At 70.6% G+C, this 16499-nt stretch carries 11 protein-coding genes; 5 read left to right on the top strand and 6 right to left on the bottom strand.

Going from position 1 to position 16499, the window contains the following annotated elements:
• The first annotated feature begins 80 nt into the window (after positions 1 to 80).
• Positions 81 to 2912: a glycosyl hydrolase family 95 catalytic domain-containing protein gene (locus OG505_RS17380; RefSeq protein ID WP_405425732.1), complete on the top strand. Its 2832-nt coding sequence runs from the start codon at positions 81 to 83 to the stop codon at positions 2910 to 2912.
• A gap of 509 nt (positions 2913 to 3421) precedes the next feature.
• Here the strand turns inward: OG505_RS17380 and OG505_RS17375 are convergent.
• Complete coding sequence (locus OG505_RS17375) at positions 3422 to 3871, bottom strand: iron chaperone (RefSeq protein WP_405425730.1); 450 nt, start codon at positions 3869 to 3871, stop codon at positions 3422 to 3424.
• Between the two features lie 237 nt (positions 3872 to 4108).
• Here OG505_RS17375 and OG505_RS17370 point away from each other — a divergent pair, with 237 nt between their 5' ends.
• The gene (locus tag OG505_RS17370) at positions 4109 to 5122 is read left to right on the top strand and encodes a LacI family DNA-binding transcriptional regulator (RefSeq protein ID WP_405425728.1); all 1014 of its coding nucleotides are present in this window, start codon (positions 4109 to 4111) and stop codon (positions 5120 to 5122) included.
• 51 nt (positions 5123 to 5173) lie between these two features.
• Here the strand turns inward: OG505_RS17370 and OG505_RS17365 are convergent, their stop codons facing one another.
• The 4 genes from OG505_RS17365 to OG505_RS17350 form a co-directional block, all read right to left on the bottom strand.
• The gene (locus OG505_RS17365; RefSeq protein WP_405425726.1) at positions 5174 to 6886 is read right to left on the bottom strand and encodes an amylo-alpha-1,6-glucosidase; all 1713 of its coding nucleotides are present in this window, start codon (positions 6884 to 6886) and stop codon (positions 5174 to 5176) included.
• Between the two features lie 56 nt (positions 6887 to 6942).
• A complete protein-coding gene (locus tag OG505_RS17360) occupies positions 6943 to 7767 on the bottom strand; it encodes a carbohydrate ABC transporter permease (protein ID WP_405425725.1) in 825 nt (274 codons plus the stop codon).
• Positions 7764 to 8612 (bottom strand): carbohydrate ABC transporter permease, encoded by an 849-nt coding sequence (locus OG505_RS17355; RefSeq protein ID WP_405425723.1) that lies wholly within the window; start codon positions 8610 to 8612, stop codon positions 7764 to 7766. The genes OG505_RS17360 and OG505_RS17355 overlap by 4 nt, the downstream gene beginning before the upstream one ends.
• Positions 8613 to 8753: 141 nt before the next feature.
• Positions 8754 to 9995, bottom strand: a complete 1242-nt coding sequence (locus OG505_RS17350) for an extracellular solute-binding protein (protein WP_405425722.1) — start codon at positions 9993 to 9995, stop codon at positions 8754 to 8756.
• A gap of 300 nt (positions 9996 to 10295) precedes the next feature.
• Between OG505_RS17350 and OG505_RS17345 the strand changes: the two genes are divergently transcribed.
• Positions 10296 to 12131: an RICIN domain-containing protein gene (locus OG505_RS17345; RefSeq protein WP_405425721.1), complete on the top strand. Its 1836-nt coding sequence runs from the start codon at positions 10296 to 10298 to the stop codon at positions 12129 to 12131.
• A 219-nt stretch (positions 12132 to 12350) separates the two neighbouring features.
• Positions 12351 to 13928, top strand: coding sequence for an arabinofuranosidase catalytic domain-containing protein (locus tag OG505_RS17340; RefSeq protein WP_405434549.1), 1578 nt, complete (start codon positions 12351 to 12353; stop codon positions 13926 to 13928).
• Positions 13929 to 14048: 120 nt separating this feature from the next.
• On the opposite strand, the gene OG505_RS17335 is transcribed toward OG505_RS17340, so the two are convergent.
• Entirely contained in the window at positions 14049 to 14666 is a 618-nt protein-coding gene (locus tag OG505_RS17335; RefSeq protein ID WP_405425719.1) for a TetR/AcrR family transcriptional regulator, read from the bottom strand.
• A 189-nt stretch (positions 14667 to 14855) separates the two neighbouring features.
• Between OG505_RS17335 and OG505_RS17330 the strand changes: the two genes are divergently transcribed.
• Positions 14856 to 16496, top strand: coding sequence for an MDR family MFS transporter (locus tag OG505_RS17330; RefSeq protein ID WP_405425718.1), 1641 nt, complete (start codon positions 14856 to 14858; stop codon positions 16494 to 16496).
• The last annotated feature ends 3 nt before the right edge of the window (positions 16497 to 16499 follow it).

Raw genomic sequence — 16499 nt, 5'->3', positions numbered from 1 at the left:
TTCGACTTCCTCCGCGGTGGCCCGGCAAGGGCGCCGTTCTTCACCCTCCTGCGCCTCTAGCTGCGCTGATTGGAGAGACCATGCCTGACGTGACACGAAGGAACGTGCTGAGGGCCGGTGCGGCGGGCGCCGGAGCCGCGCTGCTGCCAGTCGCGTGGTCCGCCGTCGCCCGCGCCGGCTCGGTGGCGCCGTCGCAGGTGCTCGCCGCCGACGACATGGCCCTCTGGTACGACGAACCCGCGGGCACCGACTGGCTACGGGCGCTGCCGATCGGCAACGGCCGGCTGGGCGCGATGGTGTTCGGCAACGTCGACACCGAACGGCTACAGCTCAACGAGGACACGATCTGGGCCGGCGGCCCGTACGACTCCGCCAACACCCGGGGGGCTGCCAACCTGGCCGAGATCCGGCGGCGCGTCTTCGCGGACCAGTGGACCCAGGCGCAGGACCTCATCAACCAGACGATGATGGGAACCCCGGGCGGCCAGCTCGCCTACCAGCCGGTGGGCAATCTCCGGCTCGCCTTCGGATCGGCCAGCGGGGCGTCGCAGTACAACCGGACGCTGGACCTCACCACCGCCACCGTCACCACGACGTACGTGCTGAACGGTGTCCGGTACCAGCGTGAGGTGTTCGCCAGCGCACCCGATGCGGTGATCGTGCTCCGGCTGACCGCCGACCGCGCCAACTCGATCACGTTCAACGCCACCTTCGACAGTCCGCAGCGGACGACCATGTCGAGCCCCGACGCCACCACGATCGCCGTCGACGGCATCTCCGGCGCGATGGAGGGCGTCAACGGATCGGTGCGCTTCCTCGCCCTGGCCCAGGCCGTCGCGACCGGCGGCACGGTCAGCAGTTCCGGGGGCACCCTGCGCGTCTCCGGCGCCACGAGCGTGACCGTCCTGATCTCGATCGGCTCCAGCTACGTCAACTACCGCATCGTCAACGGCGACTATCAGGGCATCGCGCGCAGCCGCCTCGCCGCCGCCCGTGGCGTGAGCTTCGACCAGCTGCGCAGTCGCCATCTCGCCGACTACCAGGCCCTGTTCAACCGGGTGACCATCAATCTGGGTCGTACGGCCGCCGCCGATCAGCCGACCGACGTGCGGATCGCCCAGCACGCGAGCACCAGCGACCCGCAGTTCTCCGCCCTGCTGTTCCAGTACGGCCGCTACCTGCTGATCTCCTCGTCGCGGCCGGGCACCCAGCCGGCGAACCTGCAGGGCATCTGGAACGACTCCATGACGCCGCCCTGGGACTCGAAGTACACCATCAACGCCAACCTGCCGATGAACTACTGGCCCGCCGACACGACGAACCTGGCCGAGTGCTTCCTGCCGGTCTTCGACATGATCAAGGACCTGACGGTGACCGGTGCGCGCGTCGCCCAGGCGCAGTACGGCGCCGGCGGCTGGGTCACCCACCACAACACCGACGGGTGGCGCGGCGCCTCGGTCGTCGACGGAGCGCTGTGGGGCATGTGGCAGACCGGCGGCGCCTGGCTGTCCACCCTCATCTGGGAGCACTACCTGTTCACCGGCGACGTCGGCTTCCTGTCGACCAACTACCCGGCGATGAAGGGTGCCGCCCAGTTCTTCCTGGACACGCTGGTGGCCCACCCGACGCTCGGCTACCTGGTCACGAACCCGTCGAACTCGCCCGAGCTGCCGCACCACGCGAACGCCAGTGTCTGCGCGGGCCCCACCATGGACAACCAGATCCTGCGGGACCTGTTCGACGCGGTCGCCCGCGCCAGCGAGGTGCTCGGCGTCGACACGACGTTCCGCTCCCAGGTGCGCACGGCCCGGGACCGGCTGGCGCCCTCGAAGGTCGGCTCGCGCGGCAACGTCCAGGAGTGGCTGGCCGACTGGGTCGAGACCGAGCGGAACCACCGGCACGTCTCGCACCTGTACGGCCTGCATCCCAGCAACCAGATCACCAAACGGGGCACCCCGCAGCTCTACGAGGCCGCGCGCCGGACGCTGGAGCTGCGCGGCGACGACGGCACCGGCTGGTCCCTCGCGTGGAAGATCAACTACTGGGCCCGGCTGGAGGACGGCGCCCGCGCCCACAAGCTCCTGAAGGACCTCGTGCGGACCGACCGGCTCGCGCCGAACATGTTCGACCTGCACCCACCGTTCCAGATCGACGGCAACTTCGGCGCGACCTCCGGCATCGCCGAGATGGTGCTGCACAGCCACGCCGGCGAGCTGCACCTGCTGCCGGCGCTGCCGAGCGCCTGGCCCACCGGCCAGGTCGCGGGGCTACGCGCTCGCGGGGGATACACCGTCGGGGTGGCCTGGACCAGCGGGCAGGCCGACGAGATCAGCGTCCGCGCCGACCGGGACGGCACCGTACGACTCCGCTGCCGGCTCTTCACCGGTTCCTTCACCCTCGTCGACGTCACCGACGGCAGCACGCCCACCACCACCCGACCCGAGACGGACGTCGTCCAACTCGCCGTCCGCGCCGGGCACACCTACCGCGCCGCGCGGCCCGGTGTGACACCGTCGCCGACGCTGAGCAGCACGCCCACGCCCACCGTCACTCCGACCCTGAGCCCGACACCGACGCCGACGCCGACAGTGACGAGCACGCCGTCGCCGTCCGGTGCGCGGGCCACGTACACGGTGACGAGTTCGTGGTCGGGCGGCTTCCAGGGCGAGGTCACCGTGACCGCCGGCGCGGCCGCGATCCGTGGCTGGACCGTCTCCTGGACCTTCCCCAACGGGCAGGTGATCAGCCAGATCTGGAGCGGCGCACACACGCAGAGCGGCGCGAACGTGCGGGTGACGAACGTCGACTACAACGGGTCGCTGCCGGCGGGCGGCTCGACCACGTTCGGCTTCATCGCCTCCGCGACCGGCGTCAACAACCCGCCGACCGACATCACCTGCACGACGACCTGACCCGGCGCGTCCCGCGCCCGCGCTCCAGCCCGCCGTCGGCCCCGTGCCGGTGGCGGGCTGGGGCGGCCGGCGTTCGCGTCGCGTCGTCCCGGACCGTCGGCTACCGCCCTCGCTCACCGTCCGTGGGCCGGGCCTGCCTCCGCCACCGGTGGTGACGCCAGACGGCGACCGCGCACGCCACGGCGACGAGCAGCGCCGCCGCGCCCTTGCACGCGCGCTCGAACCACGGTCTCTCGGTGCCGAACGCCGCTTCGCCGGCGGCCATCAGCCACAGCCCGCCCACGTCCACTGCCAGCCACGTGGCCAGGAGAAGGAGTCGGGCGGATCGGTGAACGCGCCGCCACGAGGAACGCGGCGCCGACGACGACGATCAGCGGTACGCCGATGCGCGAGACGACCTCCCAGAGCGACACGGATTGATCATTGCCGGTGGACGCAAGCACCAGCGCCGCCGGGCGTGCGGACGACAGCCGGTCCGCCGGTCGCGAGCGGCCCGATCCCGGCGATGGTCAGGAGACCGCCGCGCGTACCAGCTCGATGACCCTCTTCTCCACCTCGGGGCTCCACGTCCGCAGCGCGTACGACACCGGCCAGAGGTCGCCGTCGTCGAGGTTGGCCGTGTCCTGGAAGCCCAGGGTCGAGTAGCGGTAGTTGAACTTGCCGGAGTCCTGGAAGAAGACGACGATCTTGTCGGCCGCGTTCGCGTAGGCGGGCATCCCGTACCAGGTCTTCGGCGTCAAGTCGGGGGCGGCGGCGGTCACCGCCACGTGCACGCGCTCGGCGAGCGCGCGATCGTCGGGCGCCATCTGCGCGATGCGGTCGAGGACCGCCTGCAACCCGTCGGCCCTCTTGGCGCCCTTCTTGCCCTCGGCGCGCAGCTCGGCCGCACGCTCCTTCATCGCGGCGCGCTCCTCGGCGCTGAAGCCGTCGGACTCGGTCGTGGAGGTCTTCGCGGACATGTCGGGCTCCCTCTCGATGTTTCCCGGCCCGGCGTGGCGCCGGCTACCTGGGAAAAGGCTAGGCCGGGGGGCCGACCGGGCGCTTCTTGATTCCTGACCGGGTCGAGCTGGTTGGGACGGGCGGACGAGCTGGTGAGGCGTCGGGCGGGGCGTCCGGGCGCCGACGCGGAGCGCCTATGCTCGGAACCGGAGCTGGGCGCGTCCCCGTCGGGGCAGGAATCGATTCGAGGGCGGCGTATGAACATCGGGGAGATCGCCCGGCGGGCGGGGGTGTCCCGCAGCACCGTGTCGTACGTGCTGAGCGGCAAGCGAACCGTCTCGGAGGCGACCCGGCAGCGGATCCAGGCGGTCATCGACGAGCTGGACTACCGGCCGAACGCCAGCGCCCGTGCCCTGAAGGAGGGGCGTACCCGCACCCTCGGGCTGGTGATCCCACCGGCGAGCCAGCGGTTGACCGACATGCAGTTGGGCTTCGTCGCCAGCGTCGTCGAGGCCGCCGCCCGCCACGACCTGGATGTGCTGCTGTCCCCGTCCGGTGGCGACCACGACCGGTCGTTCGAGCGGATCGTCAGCGGACGTCGGGTGGACGGCGTGGTCCTCATGGAGATCCGGTTGGAGGACGACCGGGTCACGCGGCTGGCCAGAACGGGTCTGCCGTTCGTCACGATCGGTCGGACGGCCGAAGCGCACGGCATGAGCTGGGTCGACATCGACTACGCCGGGCTGATCGCGCGCTGCGTGCACCACCTGGCCGATCTGGGGCATCGGCACGTGGCGCTGGTCAACCGCTCCGCCGAGCTGGTGGCGGCGGGTTACGGGCCCAGCCATCGCGCGTTGGCCGGTTTCCAGGCGGCGGTGGCGGAACGGGGTCTGGTCGGCGTGGACGTCTGCTGCGGCGATGACACGGCCTCCGGTGAGGCGTGCGTGGAGCAGTTGCTCGGGACGCATCCGGACGTCACGGCGGTGGCCACCATCAACGAGGCGGCGCTGCCCGGGATGCAGCGTGCGCTGACCAGCGCCGGGTTGTCCGTTCCTGTCGACTTCTCGGTCACCGGGGTCGCCGCCCAGCACTGGGCGGAGGACTTCCGCCCGCCGCTGACCGCCGCGGACGTGCCCATGCGGGACATGGGCGCCGAGGCGGTGTCGCTGCTGCTGGAGATCATCGCCGCCCCCGACAGCGTGCCGCGGCACCGCCTCTACAGCCCGCCCATCTCGCTGCGGTCCAGCACCGGCCCGGTCCGGACGCACTGATCCTCCACCGGCGCGTGGGCCCGCCGATCGGCGGGCCCACGCGCCGGCCGGCTACCGTCGCGCGGCTCGGCGCTCCTCCTGGGCGGCAGCCAGGATGAGGTAGCTGCTGGCCGTCCAGGTGTACGCGCGATCCCGCAGTCCGGCGCCGGTCTCGGCGTCGAAGTTCTCCGCGAAACCGGACTTCTCACACAGCGCGAGGAAGCGCTGGCTGATGTCGTCGGCGATCCCGGTGTGCCCGGCCCGCCGCAGACCGTCCTCGACCAGCACGGTGGAGGGCGCCCAGATCGGGCCCCGCCAGTAGCCGTCGGCGAGGTAGTGGGCCGAGTCCGTCGGTTCGGTGGCCAGCCCGTGCGTGGTGAGGTGGGTCTCGACGCCCCGGGCCAGCGCGTCGGCGATCGGGGCGGGCAGGTCGGCGCCGAGCGCGACGGGCATCAGGTCGAGCAGGCTGCGGCTGGTCCGCCGCTGCCCGGTGTGCGGGCTGCGGGCGGTGAACCGCTCGCCGTCCCACAGCTGCCCGATCATGGCCGTGCGGATCCGGTCGGCCTCCCGGGACCACCGGTCGGCGGGTTCGCCCAGCTCGGTGGCGAGGTCGGCCAGGCAACGCAGCTGGGAGACCAGGAACGCGGCCAGGTCGGCGGTCTGCACGACCCGACCGTCGTCGAACGTGGTGGCGTTGTCCCAGCCGCTGTCGTTGCCGTGCTGGTAGTGCGGCAGGTCGTGGCCGGGCGCGCGGCGTGCGTCGAGCCAGAACCCGGTCCAGCGGGCCAGCCGGTCGTACGTCTGCGCGAGCGCCGCCCGGTCCGGGGGCGCAGGGAGGCGGCGGCGCAGGTGGCGCAGGGCCCAGCCGTGGATGGGCGGCTTGACGTAGTTGTGCAGGACCTCCGAGTGGGTGATCGAGTCGGGCAGGGCGCCCGCACCGTCCTGGTGGTCGAAGGGCAGGTGGAACTGGTGCCAGGCCAGCTCCGGCTCACCGGCTGCGAGCGCGATCGCGTTGAAGCAGTGGTCCCAGCTCCACACCTTGTCCATCCAGTGCTTGGACATCAGGACGGCGGGCCGGGTCACGAAGCCCGCCGGGGCGACGGTGGCGGACCACAGCACGTACGCGGCCAGTTCGGCGGCGGGCGTGTCCGCGCCGCGCCACGGCGCGACGGCGTCGACGAACGCGGCGAACTCGGCCCTGCGGTCGCGGCACACCTGGTCGAAGGGGACGGCGGTGGCGTACGGCCGGCGGGCGGTGGCGTACTCCTCGATGGCGATCTCCCAGGGCTCGTCGCCGGGGAGGTCCAGGCAGCGGTCGGCGGTGCCGAGCGCCTCGACGCCGTCGGCGCGGCACAGCGCGCCGGAGAGCACCGTGACCCGGTAGCGTCGCCCGGTCTCGTACGAGGTGAAGACGTGTGAGCCGTCGACCGGGTCGAGGTAGAGGTAGGTGCCGCTGAACGGGGTGAGGGTGCCCGCGGCCGCGGCGATCCGCAGGCCGAGGTGCCGGCCCCGGATCCGCAGGGTGTCGGGTGTGTCGTAGACGGCCTCGATGTGACCGGGACCGGCACGCCAGGTCAGCAGCGCGGGCGTGGCCACGACCGTGGGGCCCGCGGCCGTGGGGGAGAGGCGCAGCACCGGGTGCAGCCCGGTCTGGTGCGACACCAGGTGCAGGTCGTCGGCGTACGTCTTCTCGGCTACCACCGGGGAGATGTTGAACCAGGATCCGCGGTAGCTGAACGGGATGTCCTGGATTCCGAACTCCGGACCGGACGGGGCGACGGTCATGGGTGGCGGGTGCCTTTCTGTGGTGCGGGTGGTCAGTCCTCGACCGCCGCGGATGGTCAGTCCTTGACGGCGCCGGCGGTCACGCCCATCGATACGTACCGCTGGGCCAGGATCAGCAGCACGGCGGCGGGGATCGAGGCGACGACGGCGGTGGCCATGATGGCGTTCCACTGCTGGTTGTTGTTGCCGATGTAGTGGTAGATGCCGAGGGTGATCGGCTGGTGGTCGCCGCCGCCGGCCAGGGTCGAGGCGAAGATGAAGTCCGACCAGGACCACAGGAACGCGAAGAGCGACACCGTGACGATCGAGTTGCGGCTGACCGGCAGCACGATCGACCAGAAGGTGCGCAGCCGGCCGGCGCCGTCGACCACGGCGGCCTGGAGCAGCTCGTCGGGGATGCCGGACATGAAGGCCGTGAAGATCAGTACGGCGAACGGCACCGCGAGGGTCGTGTCGGCCAGGATCAGGCCCGGCAGCGTGTTGAGAACGCCGAGGGTGAGGTAGATGGCGTAGAAGCCCATCGCCATGATGATTCCCGGGATCATCTGGGCGATCAGCAGCAGGAAGCTCAGCGCCGGGCCGCCGGGTGGCCGCAGCTTCGCCAGCGCGTACCCGGCGGGGGCGGCGAGCGCCACGGTCAGTGCCACCGTGCCGAGCCCGACGAGAAAGCTGGTGCCGAGGTACGGCAGTTGCTGGTCGAGGACGGCCCGGTAGCCGTCCAGCGTGCCGTTGGTCGGGAACAGGTGCGGCGGACTGGCCCGCATGTCCTGGTCCCGGGTGAACGACACGTTGATCATCCAGTACACGGGGAAGAGCATCAGCCCGGTCAGCACCAGACCGACTCCGGTCTTCCACCAGACGCGACGCGGTGACGTGGTCATCGTAGGTGCTGCCTCCGTTGGGACCGGATGTAGACGAGCCCGGCGACCAGGGCCAGCACGATGAGCAGGTTGCCGACGGCCGCGCCCGGACCGAACTCGGGCAGCAGGTTGCCGAAGCCGAGGCGGTACGACCAGGTGGCGAGCGTGGCGGAGGAACCGGTCGGGCCGCCCCTGGTCATGATCCAGATGATGTCGAAGACCTTCAGCGTGTAGATCAGCCCCAGCAGCAGCGTGATCGCGGAGACCGGGCGCAACAGCGGGAACGTGATCGACCAGAACCGTTGCCAGCCGGTCGCGCCGTCGAGCGCGGACGCCTCGTACACCTCGACCGGGATGGCCGCCAGGCCGCTGTAGAGCACCACCAGGTTGAACGGGATGCCGATCCAGACGTTCGCGATGATCACCGAGGTGAGCGACCAGGTCGGCGAGGTGAGCCAGTTGACCGGGTCGATCCCGACGACGCCCAACGCGGCGTTGACCAGCCCCGAGTCGCTGTTGAGCAGCCACGACCAGGTCGAGGCCGACACGATCAGCGGCAGCAGCCACGGTACGAGGATCAGCGCCCGCAGGGTGCCCGACAGCGGGAAGTGCTGGCGGAAGAAGAGGGCCAGGGCCATGCCGATGCTGAACTGGAGGACGAGCGACGCGCCGGTGAAGACCACTGTGTGCGCCAACGTCGGCCAGAACGCCGGGTCGGCCAGGACGGTGCGGTAGTTGTCCAGGCCGGCGAAGGGCGCGCCGCCCTGCACGAACGAGCGGACGGTGTACTCGCGCAGGCTCAGCTCGACGTTGCGGTAGAGCGGGTAGGCGTAGAAGGCCAGCAGGTAGACGACCGTCGGCGCCAAAAAGCCCCACGCCAGCCATCGTCCGGGCCGGCGGGTTCGAGGCGCGGGGGGCCCGGGTGGGGCGGCCTCAGCCGCCCCACCGTGGCCTCGCGTGGTGGTGGAAATCCGCGTCGTGGGGGTCATCGTGTCGGGTCGGCGCGCTTACTTGCTCGTGGCCGAGGCCTGCGCGGCGGTCAGCGCCTGCTGCGGCGACTTCCCGCCGCTCAGGGCTGCCTGCACGGCGGTCCACAGGGGTTCGGAGATCTTCGGGTACTTGGTGCCGAGGTTGTCACCGGTGCGGCCCTTCGCCGCGCGGACGGCCTCCACCCAGACCTTGAGCTTGGGGTTCTCGGTCGCCTGCCGGTCCTGCACGGCGGCGACGGGCGCGACGTAGGAGAGCGTGGTGTCGGTGGTGAGGAGATTGTCGGCGTTGGTCAGGCAGGTCACGAGCTTCTGCGACGTCGTGTACCGGTCGGTTTTCTTCTGCACCGGGATCGAGACGAACTCGCCACCGGTCGGCGCCGGGGCCGGTCCACCGGCGCTGGCCGGGATCGCGATGGTGCCGTACGAGAACCCGAGCTTCTCCGCGTTGGCCAGCTGCCAGGTGCCGTTCTCGGCGAACGCGAAGTCGCCGGTGGCGAACTCCTGCCAACTCGTGGTCTGGGTGTTGTTGATGACCGAGTTCGGGGCGTAGCCCTGCCGCAGCCAGTCCGTCCAGAGGGTCAGCGCGGACACCGCCTGCGGCGAGTCCAGGCTGGTCAGCTGGGCGCCCGATCCCCAGAACCAGGGCAGGAACTGGAAGCTGCCCTCCTCGGTGCCGATCGCGGAGAAGGTGATGCCCTTCTTGCCCTTGGCCTTGACCTTCGTCAGCGCCGCGGTCAGTGACGTCCAGTCCTTCACCGAGGCCGGGTCGACGCCGGCGGCGGTCAGCAGGTCCTTGTTGTAGTACAGCGCGAGGGTGTTGGCCCCGATCGGCACCCCGTACGTCTTGCCCGCGCTCTGGCCGGCGCCGAGCAGGTTCGCCGCCATGCTCGACACGTCCAGCTTGTTCTCTTCGGTGGTGGTGAGCGCGCCGGCCTCGGCCAGTGTCGAGATGACCGGGTTGTCGACGATCAGCACGTCCGGCGAGTTGCCCTGCTGGGCGGCGAGCAGCGCCTTGTTGGTGAGGTCGGTGGTGTCGTAGCCGGTCCGCTCGACCGTCACGCCCGCCGAGGTTCCGCACTTCTTGAGCAGGGCGACCCAGTCGGAGTCGTCGGCGAACTGCGGATACGGGTCCCAGACGAGGTACGCGCCGCCGCCACCGCCGGAGTCGCCGGACGACGACGAGCAGGCGCCGGCCGTCACCGCGGCGAGCGCCATCACGGCAACGGCAGCCAGGCGCCGCCGTCGGTTGAGTCGTGTCATGTGCTGCCTCACTTCAAGTCGATCGTCAGGTGGGGTGTCGTGGGTTGACCGTCGCGGGCCGGACCACGTCCGACCATGAGGCGAACCGATTCGACGAAACGGTTCGCACGAAGATAGGACCGCCCATACGCGGTGGTCAAGGGTTGGTGAGCGCCCAGGGAGGCGCTGCTGGGAAACACCGGCTTCACGCGATCGTCGCTTCATTGACACAGATGATTCCCGGACCTACGATCCGTGCGAATCGATTCGCAAGCGCAGCCCTCCGGAGAGCGTCCCCCGCGCCCCACCAAGGAGCCGCCCGTGAAAACCCCGTCCCGCAGCAGGTCGGGGCGAGCCCACGCGCTCGTCGCCCGACTCGTCGTCGGCCTGCTCGCCGCAACCACCGCCGTCACCGTCGCCGCGTCCCCGGCCCAGGCCGCCGACGAGTCGATCAGCGTCAACTTCTCCACGACGACCGGCACGCCGACCTACCGCGCGTCCGGCTGGATCTACGGCATGACCGAGAACGCCAGTGGCCCGCCCGACCACTTCTACCGCGACGTCAACTTCCGCTACATGCGTGCCGGCGGCGCGCAACTGCCCGGCAGCGGCTGGGTTGGCGGAAACTACGATCGCCGCTGGAACTCCACAGTCGCCCAGGCGCGTCGGACCGTCGCCCTGGGCGGGCAGTTCATCCTGTTGCCGCACGACCTCTGGGGCGCGGACGGTGCCGGCATCTCCCGCTTCCCCGGCGACAACGGCAACTGGACCGACTACGACAACTTCCTGACCCGGCTGATCAGCGACGTCCGGGCGTCCGGATTGTCGGTGCAGTGGGACATCTGGAACGAACCCAACATCACCATCTTCTGGAACCGGCCGATCTCCCAGTACCTCGAACTCTGGCGGCGCACGTACCAGCGTCTCCGGACGGAGTTCCCCAACCAGCTCATCGTCGGGCCGAGCTGCGCCTGCGTGCCGTCGACCAACCACGCGTTCTGGAACCAGTACCTGGACTTCGTGCGCTCGACCAACACGGTGCCGGACATCATCAGCTGGCACTCGCTGCCCGGTGACCCGGTCGCCAACGTCGCCGCCGCCAACGCCACCCTCGACCCGCGCGGCATCCCGCACCCCCGCCCGTACCAGATCAACGAGTACGGGGCGAGCAACGAGCAGAACCCGGCCGACGGCGCCTGGTACATCGCCCGCCTGGAGCGGGCCCGGGCGGATGGCCTGCGGGCCAACTGGGCCAGCGCCGGCAATCTGCACAACGACCTCGGCAACCTGCTGGTCCGCAACTCGGCCGGCCAGCACCAGCCCAAGGGCGAGTGGTGGGTCTACCGCTACTACGCCTCGCAGGCCGGCGAGATCGTGTCGGTGACCGGCAGCCAGTCCTACGACGCGTACGCCACCAAGACGAACGGGGTGGCGAAGGTCCTGGTCGGTGGTGGTCGTACGACCGGGAACCTGGCCGTCAACCTGCAACGCCTCGACACGACAAGTGGCGTGGTGCAGAACAACCAGGTGCGGGTGCTCACGCAGCGCATCCCGTACAACAACGGTGGCGCGGTCCAGGGGCCGATCACGGTCTCCAACAGCGTCGTCACCGTGTCCAACAACAACGCCACGGTGAACCTGCCGTACGGCAACCAGAACGACACGTACACGGTCACCCTGCTGCCACCCTCCGAAGCAGGCTTCCAGTCGGTGGCGGTGGCCCAGCACTCCCAGCAGTGCCTGGACAACACCGGCCTGAGCACCGCCGACGGCAACGTCCAGCAGCAGTTCTACTGCGAGGGCGGTGACCAGCAGCTCTGGAACTTCCGGCCGGTCGCCGGCGCGGCCGACACGTACACCGTGGTCAACCAGCAGAGCGGCAAGTGCCTCGACGTCAGCGGCGCCTCCACCGCAAACGGCGCCGCCGTGGACCAGTGGACCTGCCAGAACGGGCTCAACCAGCAGTTCACCCTCCGGAAGGTGACCTACTCCGGTAACGACTCGCACGACTACCAGCTCGTCGCCCGGCACAGCGGCAAGTGTGTCGACGTCAACGGGGTCTCCACGGCGGCCCGCGCGACGGTCCTCCAGTGGCCCTGCAACGCGGTCAGCCAGGGCAGTCCGCTGAACCAGAGCTGGCGGATCTGGGGGCGGTAGGCGTCGCGGAAGAGGTCAGGCGGTGGCCGCCGGCACGGGCGGCCACCGCCGGACTCCCGCCGAGCGGGCTTACATTGACACTCGTCGAAAATTGATCCTACGATTGCCGCGAATCGATTCGGCTGCTCCCGCCACCACCACCTGCGGCGTCGGCACTTCCACGCTGCCACGACTCCGAGGAGCCACCTCGTGCGAACACCATCCCCCGCCGGGCCCGGCATGGCCCACGAGCCCATCCCGAGACGTCGCCCCCCACGCCTGGCCGTCCTGGCCAGCGCGCTGGCCGGCGTCCTCGTCCTCGTCACCGTCGGTGCGACAGCCGGCGCCGGATCGTCCGCCGCCGAGGCCGCCGCCGCGCCGCTGGCGGCCGCCGCCATCGCACCCGGGCAGAGCACCACCATCGTCGGCGTCCCGTCCGGCCGATGCGTCGAGGTCCCCAACTCCAGCACCACCAACGGCACCCAGACCCAACTGTGGGACTGCAACGGCGCGGCCGGCCAGACCTGGACCTGGACGTCGAGCAAGCAACTCACGGTGTACGGCAACAAGTGCCTGGACGCCTCCGGCCGAGGCACCACCAACGGCACGCAGGCGATCATCTGGGACTGCAACGGCCAGACCAACCAGCAGTGGAACGTCAACAGCAACGGCACCATCACCGGTGCGCAGTCCGGGCTGTGCCTGGACGCCAACGGCGCGGCCACCACGAACGGCACCAAACTGATCCTCTGGGCCTGCAACGGCGGCGCCAACCAACAGTGGACCTCGCCGACCACCCCGCCCACCACCATCCCGCCGACCACCACGCCGCCGACGACCCCGCCGCCGAGCGGCGCGCGCCCGTGCGACATCTACGCCTCCGGCGGCACCCCGTGCGTGGCGGCGCACAGCACGACGCGAGCCCTCTACGCGACGTACGCCGGCAACCTCTACCAGGTCCGGCGCTCGTCGGACAACACCACCCGCAACATCGGCCTGACCGGCACGGGCGGCACCGCCAACGCGGCGACGCAGGACTCGTTCTGCTCCGGCACGACCTGCGTGATCACCGTCGTCTTCGACCAGTCCGGGCGCGGAAACGACCTCTGGTACCAGGGCTCCAGCGTGGTTCCGGGCTCACCGCAGAGCAGGCCGGCGACCGCGACCTCGGAGTCCCTGACGGTCGGCGGCGCCAAGGCGTACTCGCTCTACATCAACCCCGGCAACAGCTACTGGCGCGACGGGCACCTGACCGGCGTGCCGACCGGCTCGGCGCCGGAGGGCATGTACATGGTGACCAGCGGCACCCACGTCAACAGCGGCTGCTGCTTCGACTACGGCAACAGCGAGACGACGCGCAAGGCCGACGCCGCCGGCGCGATGGACGCCATCAACTTCGGCAAGCAGTGCTGGTTCGGCGGTTGCTCCGGCAGCGGTCCCTGGGTGCAGGCCGATCTGGAGTGGGGCCTGTTCCCCGGTGGCAGCAGCTCGTGGAACCCGAACCAGCGGGCGTTCACCAGCAAGTTCGTCACGGCGACGCTCAAGAACAACGGCACGTCCCGCTTCGCCATGAAGGGCAGCGACGCCCAGTCCGGCAGCCTCTACACGCTGTGGGACGGCTCGCTCCCGCCGGGATACAGCCCCATGAAGAAGCAGGGCGCGATCATCCTGGGCAGTGGCGGTGACTGCTGCAAGCCGGACGGGGGCGCGAACCTGAGCGCCGGCACCTTCTACGAGGGGGCCATGGTCGCCGGTTATCCGTCCGACGCGACCGAGAACGCGGTGCAGGCCAACGTGGTGACCGCCGGTTACCGCTGACCCCGTCGACGGCGGGCCTCGTCCGCCGGCCACCACCGCCGAGAGCGGTGGCGGCCGGCGCGACGGGGCCCGCCGTCGTCCCGCTGTTGCGCGCGGATGGCGGCGGGCCGGTGCGCCGCGTCAGGTCGTCGAGTCAGCTGCCGGTGCGGCGGCGGACGGGGGAGCGACCTCGGTGAGCGCGGTTCGAACGATCTCCAGCAGGTCGTGGCCCGGATGGTCGATCCAGTGCTGGAAGGCGACGCGCAGGGCGGCCAGGAACGTCGCGGTCAGCAGACGGGAGCGCAGCTCCACCGCCGGGCCGGTGAGCTGGTGTGCAAGCTCCGCGGCCAACTCGCGCTCGATCGCGGTGTACGCCGCCACCTGGTGCGCCGCCAGGCCGGGATGCCCGCGCAGCTGCCGGCGTCGGGTCAGCCAACTGTGGTCGCGATCATCTGATGATTCCCTGGCGACGTGTTCGGCCGCCCGACTCAGCGCGGTCCACGGCGGCTCGCTGCCCGGCCGCTCGCGCACCAGCTGCAACAGTCGTCGCAGGCGCACCGCGTCGCCGTAAAAGAGCGCCTCCTCCTTGCTGGAGAAGTAGTTCGAGAACGTCCGCCGGGAGACGTTCGCGGCGTCGGCGATCGCCTCGATGGTCACGCCGTCGGGGCCCTGCTCGGCCGCGAGGCGCAGGGCCGACTCGTGCAGGGCGAGGCGGGTGGCCGCCTTCTTGCGCTCCCGTAGACCGGTGATCTCGTCCATCGCGCTCAGCGTACGTCGAGTGACCGGCTTCTCAATGGGCAAACTTGCCGACCAGGCAAGATCGGTAGATGCTTGCGTGAGGCAACCAAGTCAGGTGCGCGAATGCGCGGGTTCGTGAACCCACGACGCTCGCCGCGCAGCCCTGTTCGACGTCGCCCTCGTCAACCACGACAAGCTGGAGGCCGCGCGATGAGCGCACCCACCACCACGGCCGGCACCGAGCCGATGACCCATCGGCAGACGCTCGAGGCGCTCAGCGGTCTGCTGCTGGTGCTCTTCGTCGCGATGTTGAGCAGCACCGTCGTCTCGACCGCGCTTCCCAAGATCATCGGGTCGTTGAACGGCTCGCAGAACCAGTACACCTGGGTGGTCACCGCGACCCTGCTCACCGCGACCGCAACCACCCCGATCTGGGGCAAGCTGGCCGACCTGTTCAACAAGAAGCTCCTCATCCAGATCGCCATCGTGGTCTTCCTGCTGGGCTCCGTCATCGCCGGCTTCTCGCAGAGCGCGGGGCAGCTCATCGCGGCCCGCGCGTTCCAGGGCATCGGGGTCGGCGGCCTGCAGGCCCTCGTCCAGGTGGCGATCGCCGCCATGATCCCGCCGCGTGAGCGGGGTCGCTACAACGGCTACCTCGGTGGCGTCATGGCGGTCGCGACGGTCGGCGGCCCGCTGCTGGGCGGCCTCATCGTCGACACGTCCTGGCTGGGCTGGCGCTGGTGCTTCTTCGTGGGCGTGCCGGTCGCCGCCATCGCCCTGGTCCTGCTCCAGGCGACCCTGCACCTGCCGACGCTGCGCCGGGAGAACGTGAAGATCGACTACCTGGGCGCCACCCTGATCGCCGCAGGCGTGAGCGTGCTGCTGATCTGGATCTCCTTCGTCGACGGGTCGTTCGCGTGGGTCTCCTGGCAGACCGGGGTCATGGTGGGCGGCGCGCTCCTTCTGCTCGCCCTCGCGATCTGGGTGGAGTCGCGGGCGGCCGAGCCGGTGGTCCCGCTCGGCATCGTGCGCCAGCACACCACCGCGCTGGCCATCCTCGGCAGCCTCGCGGTCGGCATGGCCATGTTCGGCGGCGCGGTCTTCCTCGGCCAGTACTTCCAGATCGGCCGCGGCTACAGCCCGACCGAGGCCGGTCTGCTCACCATCCCGATGATGGCCGGTGTCCTCGGCTCCTCGATCGTCGCCGGCCGGTTGATCACCAGGACCGGACGGATCAAGCCGTACATCGTCGCCGGTTCGATCATCCTGGTCGCCGGGTTCGCGCTGCTCGGCACCATCGACCACGAGACGTCGCTCGTCCTGGTCGGCGTCGCCATGTTCATCGTCGGCACCGGCGTCGGCATGACCATGCAGAACCTCGTCCTCGCCGTCCAGAACACGGTGGCCCTCAAGGACATCGGCGCGGCCAGCTCCAGCGTCGCGTTCTTCCGGTCGCTCGGCGGCACCATCGGTGTCTCGGTGCTCGGCGCCGTCCTCGCCCACCGGGTCACCGACCAGATCACGCGTGACCTGACCGCCGCCGGGATCCCCGCCTCCGGGGCTGGCGGCGACAGCAACCTCAACATCACCGCGCTGCCCGACGGGATCCAGCACATCGTGCGGGCCGCGTACGGCGACGCCACCGGACACATCTTCCTCATCTCGGCCGCCATCGGGGTGGTCGGCGTCATCGCCGCGCTCCTGCTCCGGCCGGTGACCCTGCGGACCAGCCTCGACCTGCCGGACGCCGCCACGACGACGGCGGTCGGCGCCGACGCGGTCGACGGGGCGCCCGCGTTCGACCAGGTCTCCGTCGATCCCGCGCCGGGGAGGATGCCCGACCGGCGCTGACGC

This window comes from Micromonospora sp. NBC_00617, from assembly GCF_045161355.1.
Classification (GTDB): Bacteria; Actinomycetota; Actinomycetes; order Mycobacteriales; family Micromonosporaceae; genus Micromonospora.
The sequence above is the reverse complement of the archived record's forward strand: the minus strand, read 5'-3'. Positions and strand labels throughout refer to the sequence as shown.

Coding starts and splice junctions, on each gene's coding strand:
- OG505_RS17360 (WP_405425725.1), bottom strand. CDS start 7,767: ATGACCACGTCACCGCGTCGCGTCTGGTGGAAGACCGGAGTCGGTCTG.
- OG505_RS17375 (WP_405425730.1), bottom strand. CDS start 3,871: ATGTCCGCGAAGACCTCCACGACCGAGTCCGACGGCTTCAGCGCCGAG.
- OG505_RS17370 (WP_405425728.1), top strand. CDS start 4,109: ATGAACATCGGGGAGATCGCCCGGCGGGCGGGGGTGTCCCGCAGCACC.
- OG505_RS17380 (WP_405425732.1), top strand. CDS start 81: ATGCCTGACGTGACACGAAGGAACGTGCTGAGGGCCGGTGCGGCGGGC.
- OG505_RS17365 (WP_405425726.1), bottom strand. CDS start 6,886: ATGACCGTCGCCCCGTCCGGTCCGGAGTTCGGAATCCAGGACATCCCG.
- OG505_RS17330 (WP_405425718.1), top strand. CDS start 14,856: ATGAGCGCACCCACCACCACGGCCGGCACCGAGCCGATGACCCATCGG.
- OG505_RS17335 (WP_405425719.1), bottom strand. CDS start 14,666: ATGGACGAGATCACCGGTCTACGGGAGCGCAAGAAGGCGGCCACCCGC.
- OG505_RS17350 (WP_405425722.1), bottom strand. CDS start 9,995: ATGACACGACTCAACCGACGGCGGCGCCTGGCTGCCGTTGCCGTGATG.
- OG505_RS17340 (WP_405434549.1), top strand. CDS start 12,351: ATGGCCCACGAGCCCATCCCGAGACGTCGCCCCCCACGCCTGGCCGTC.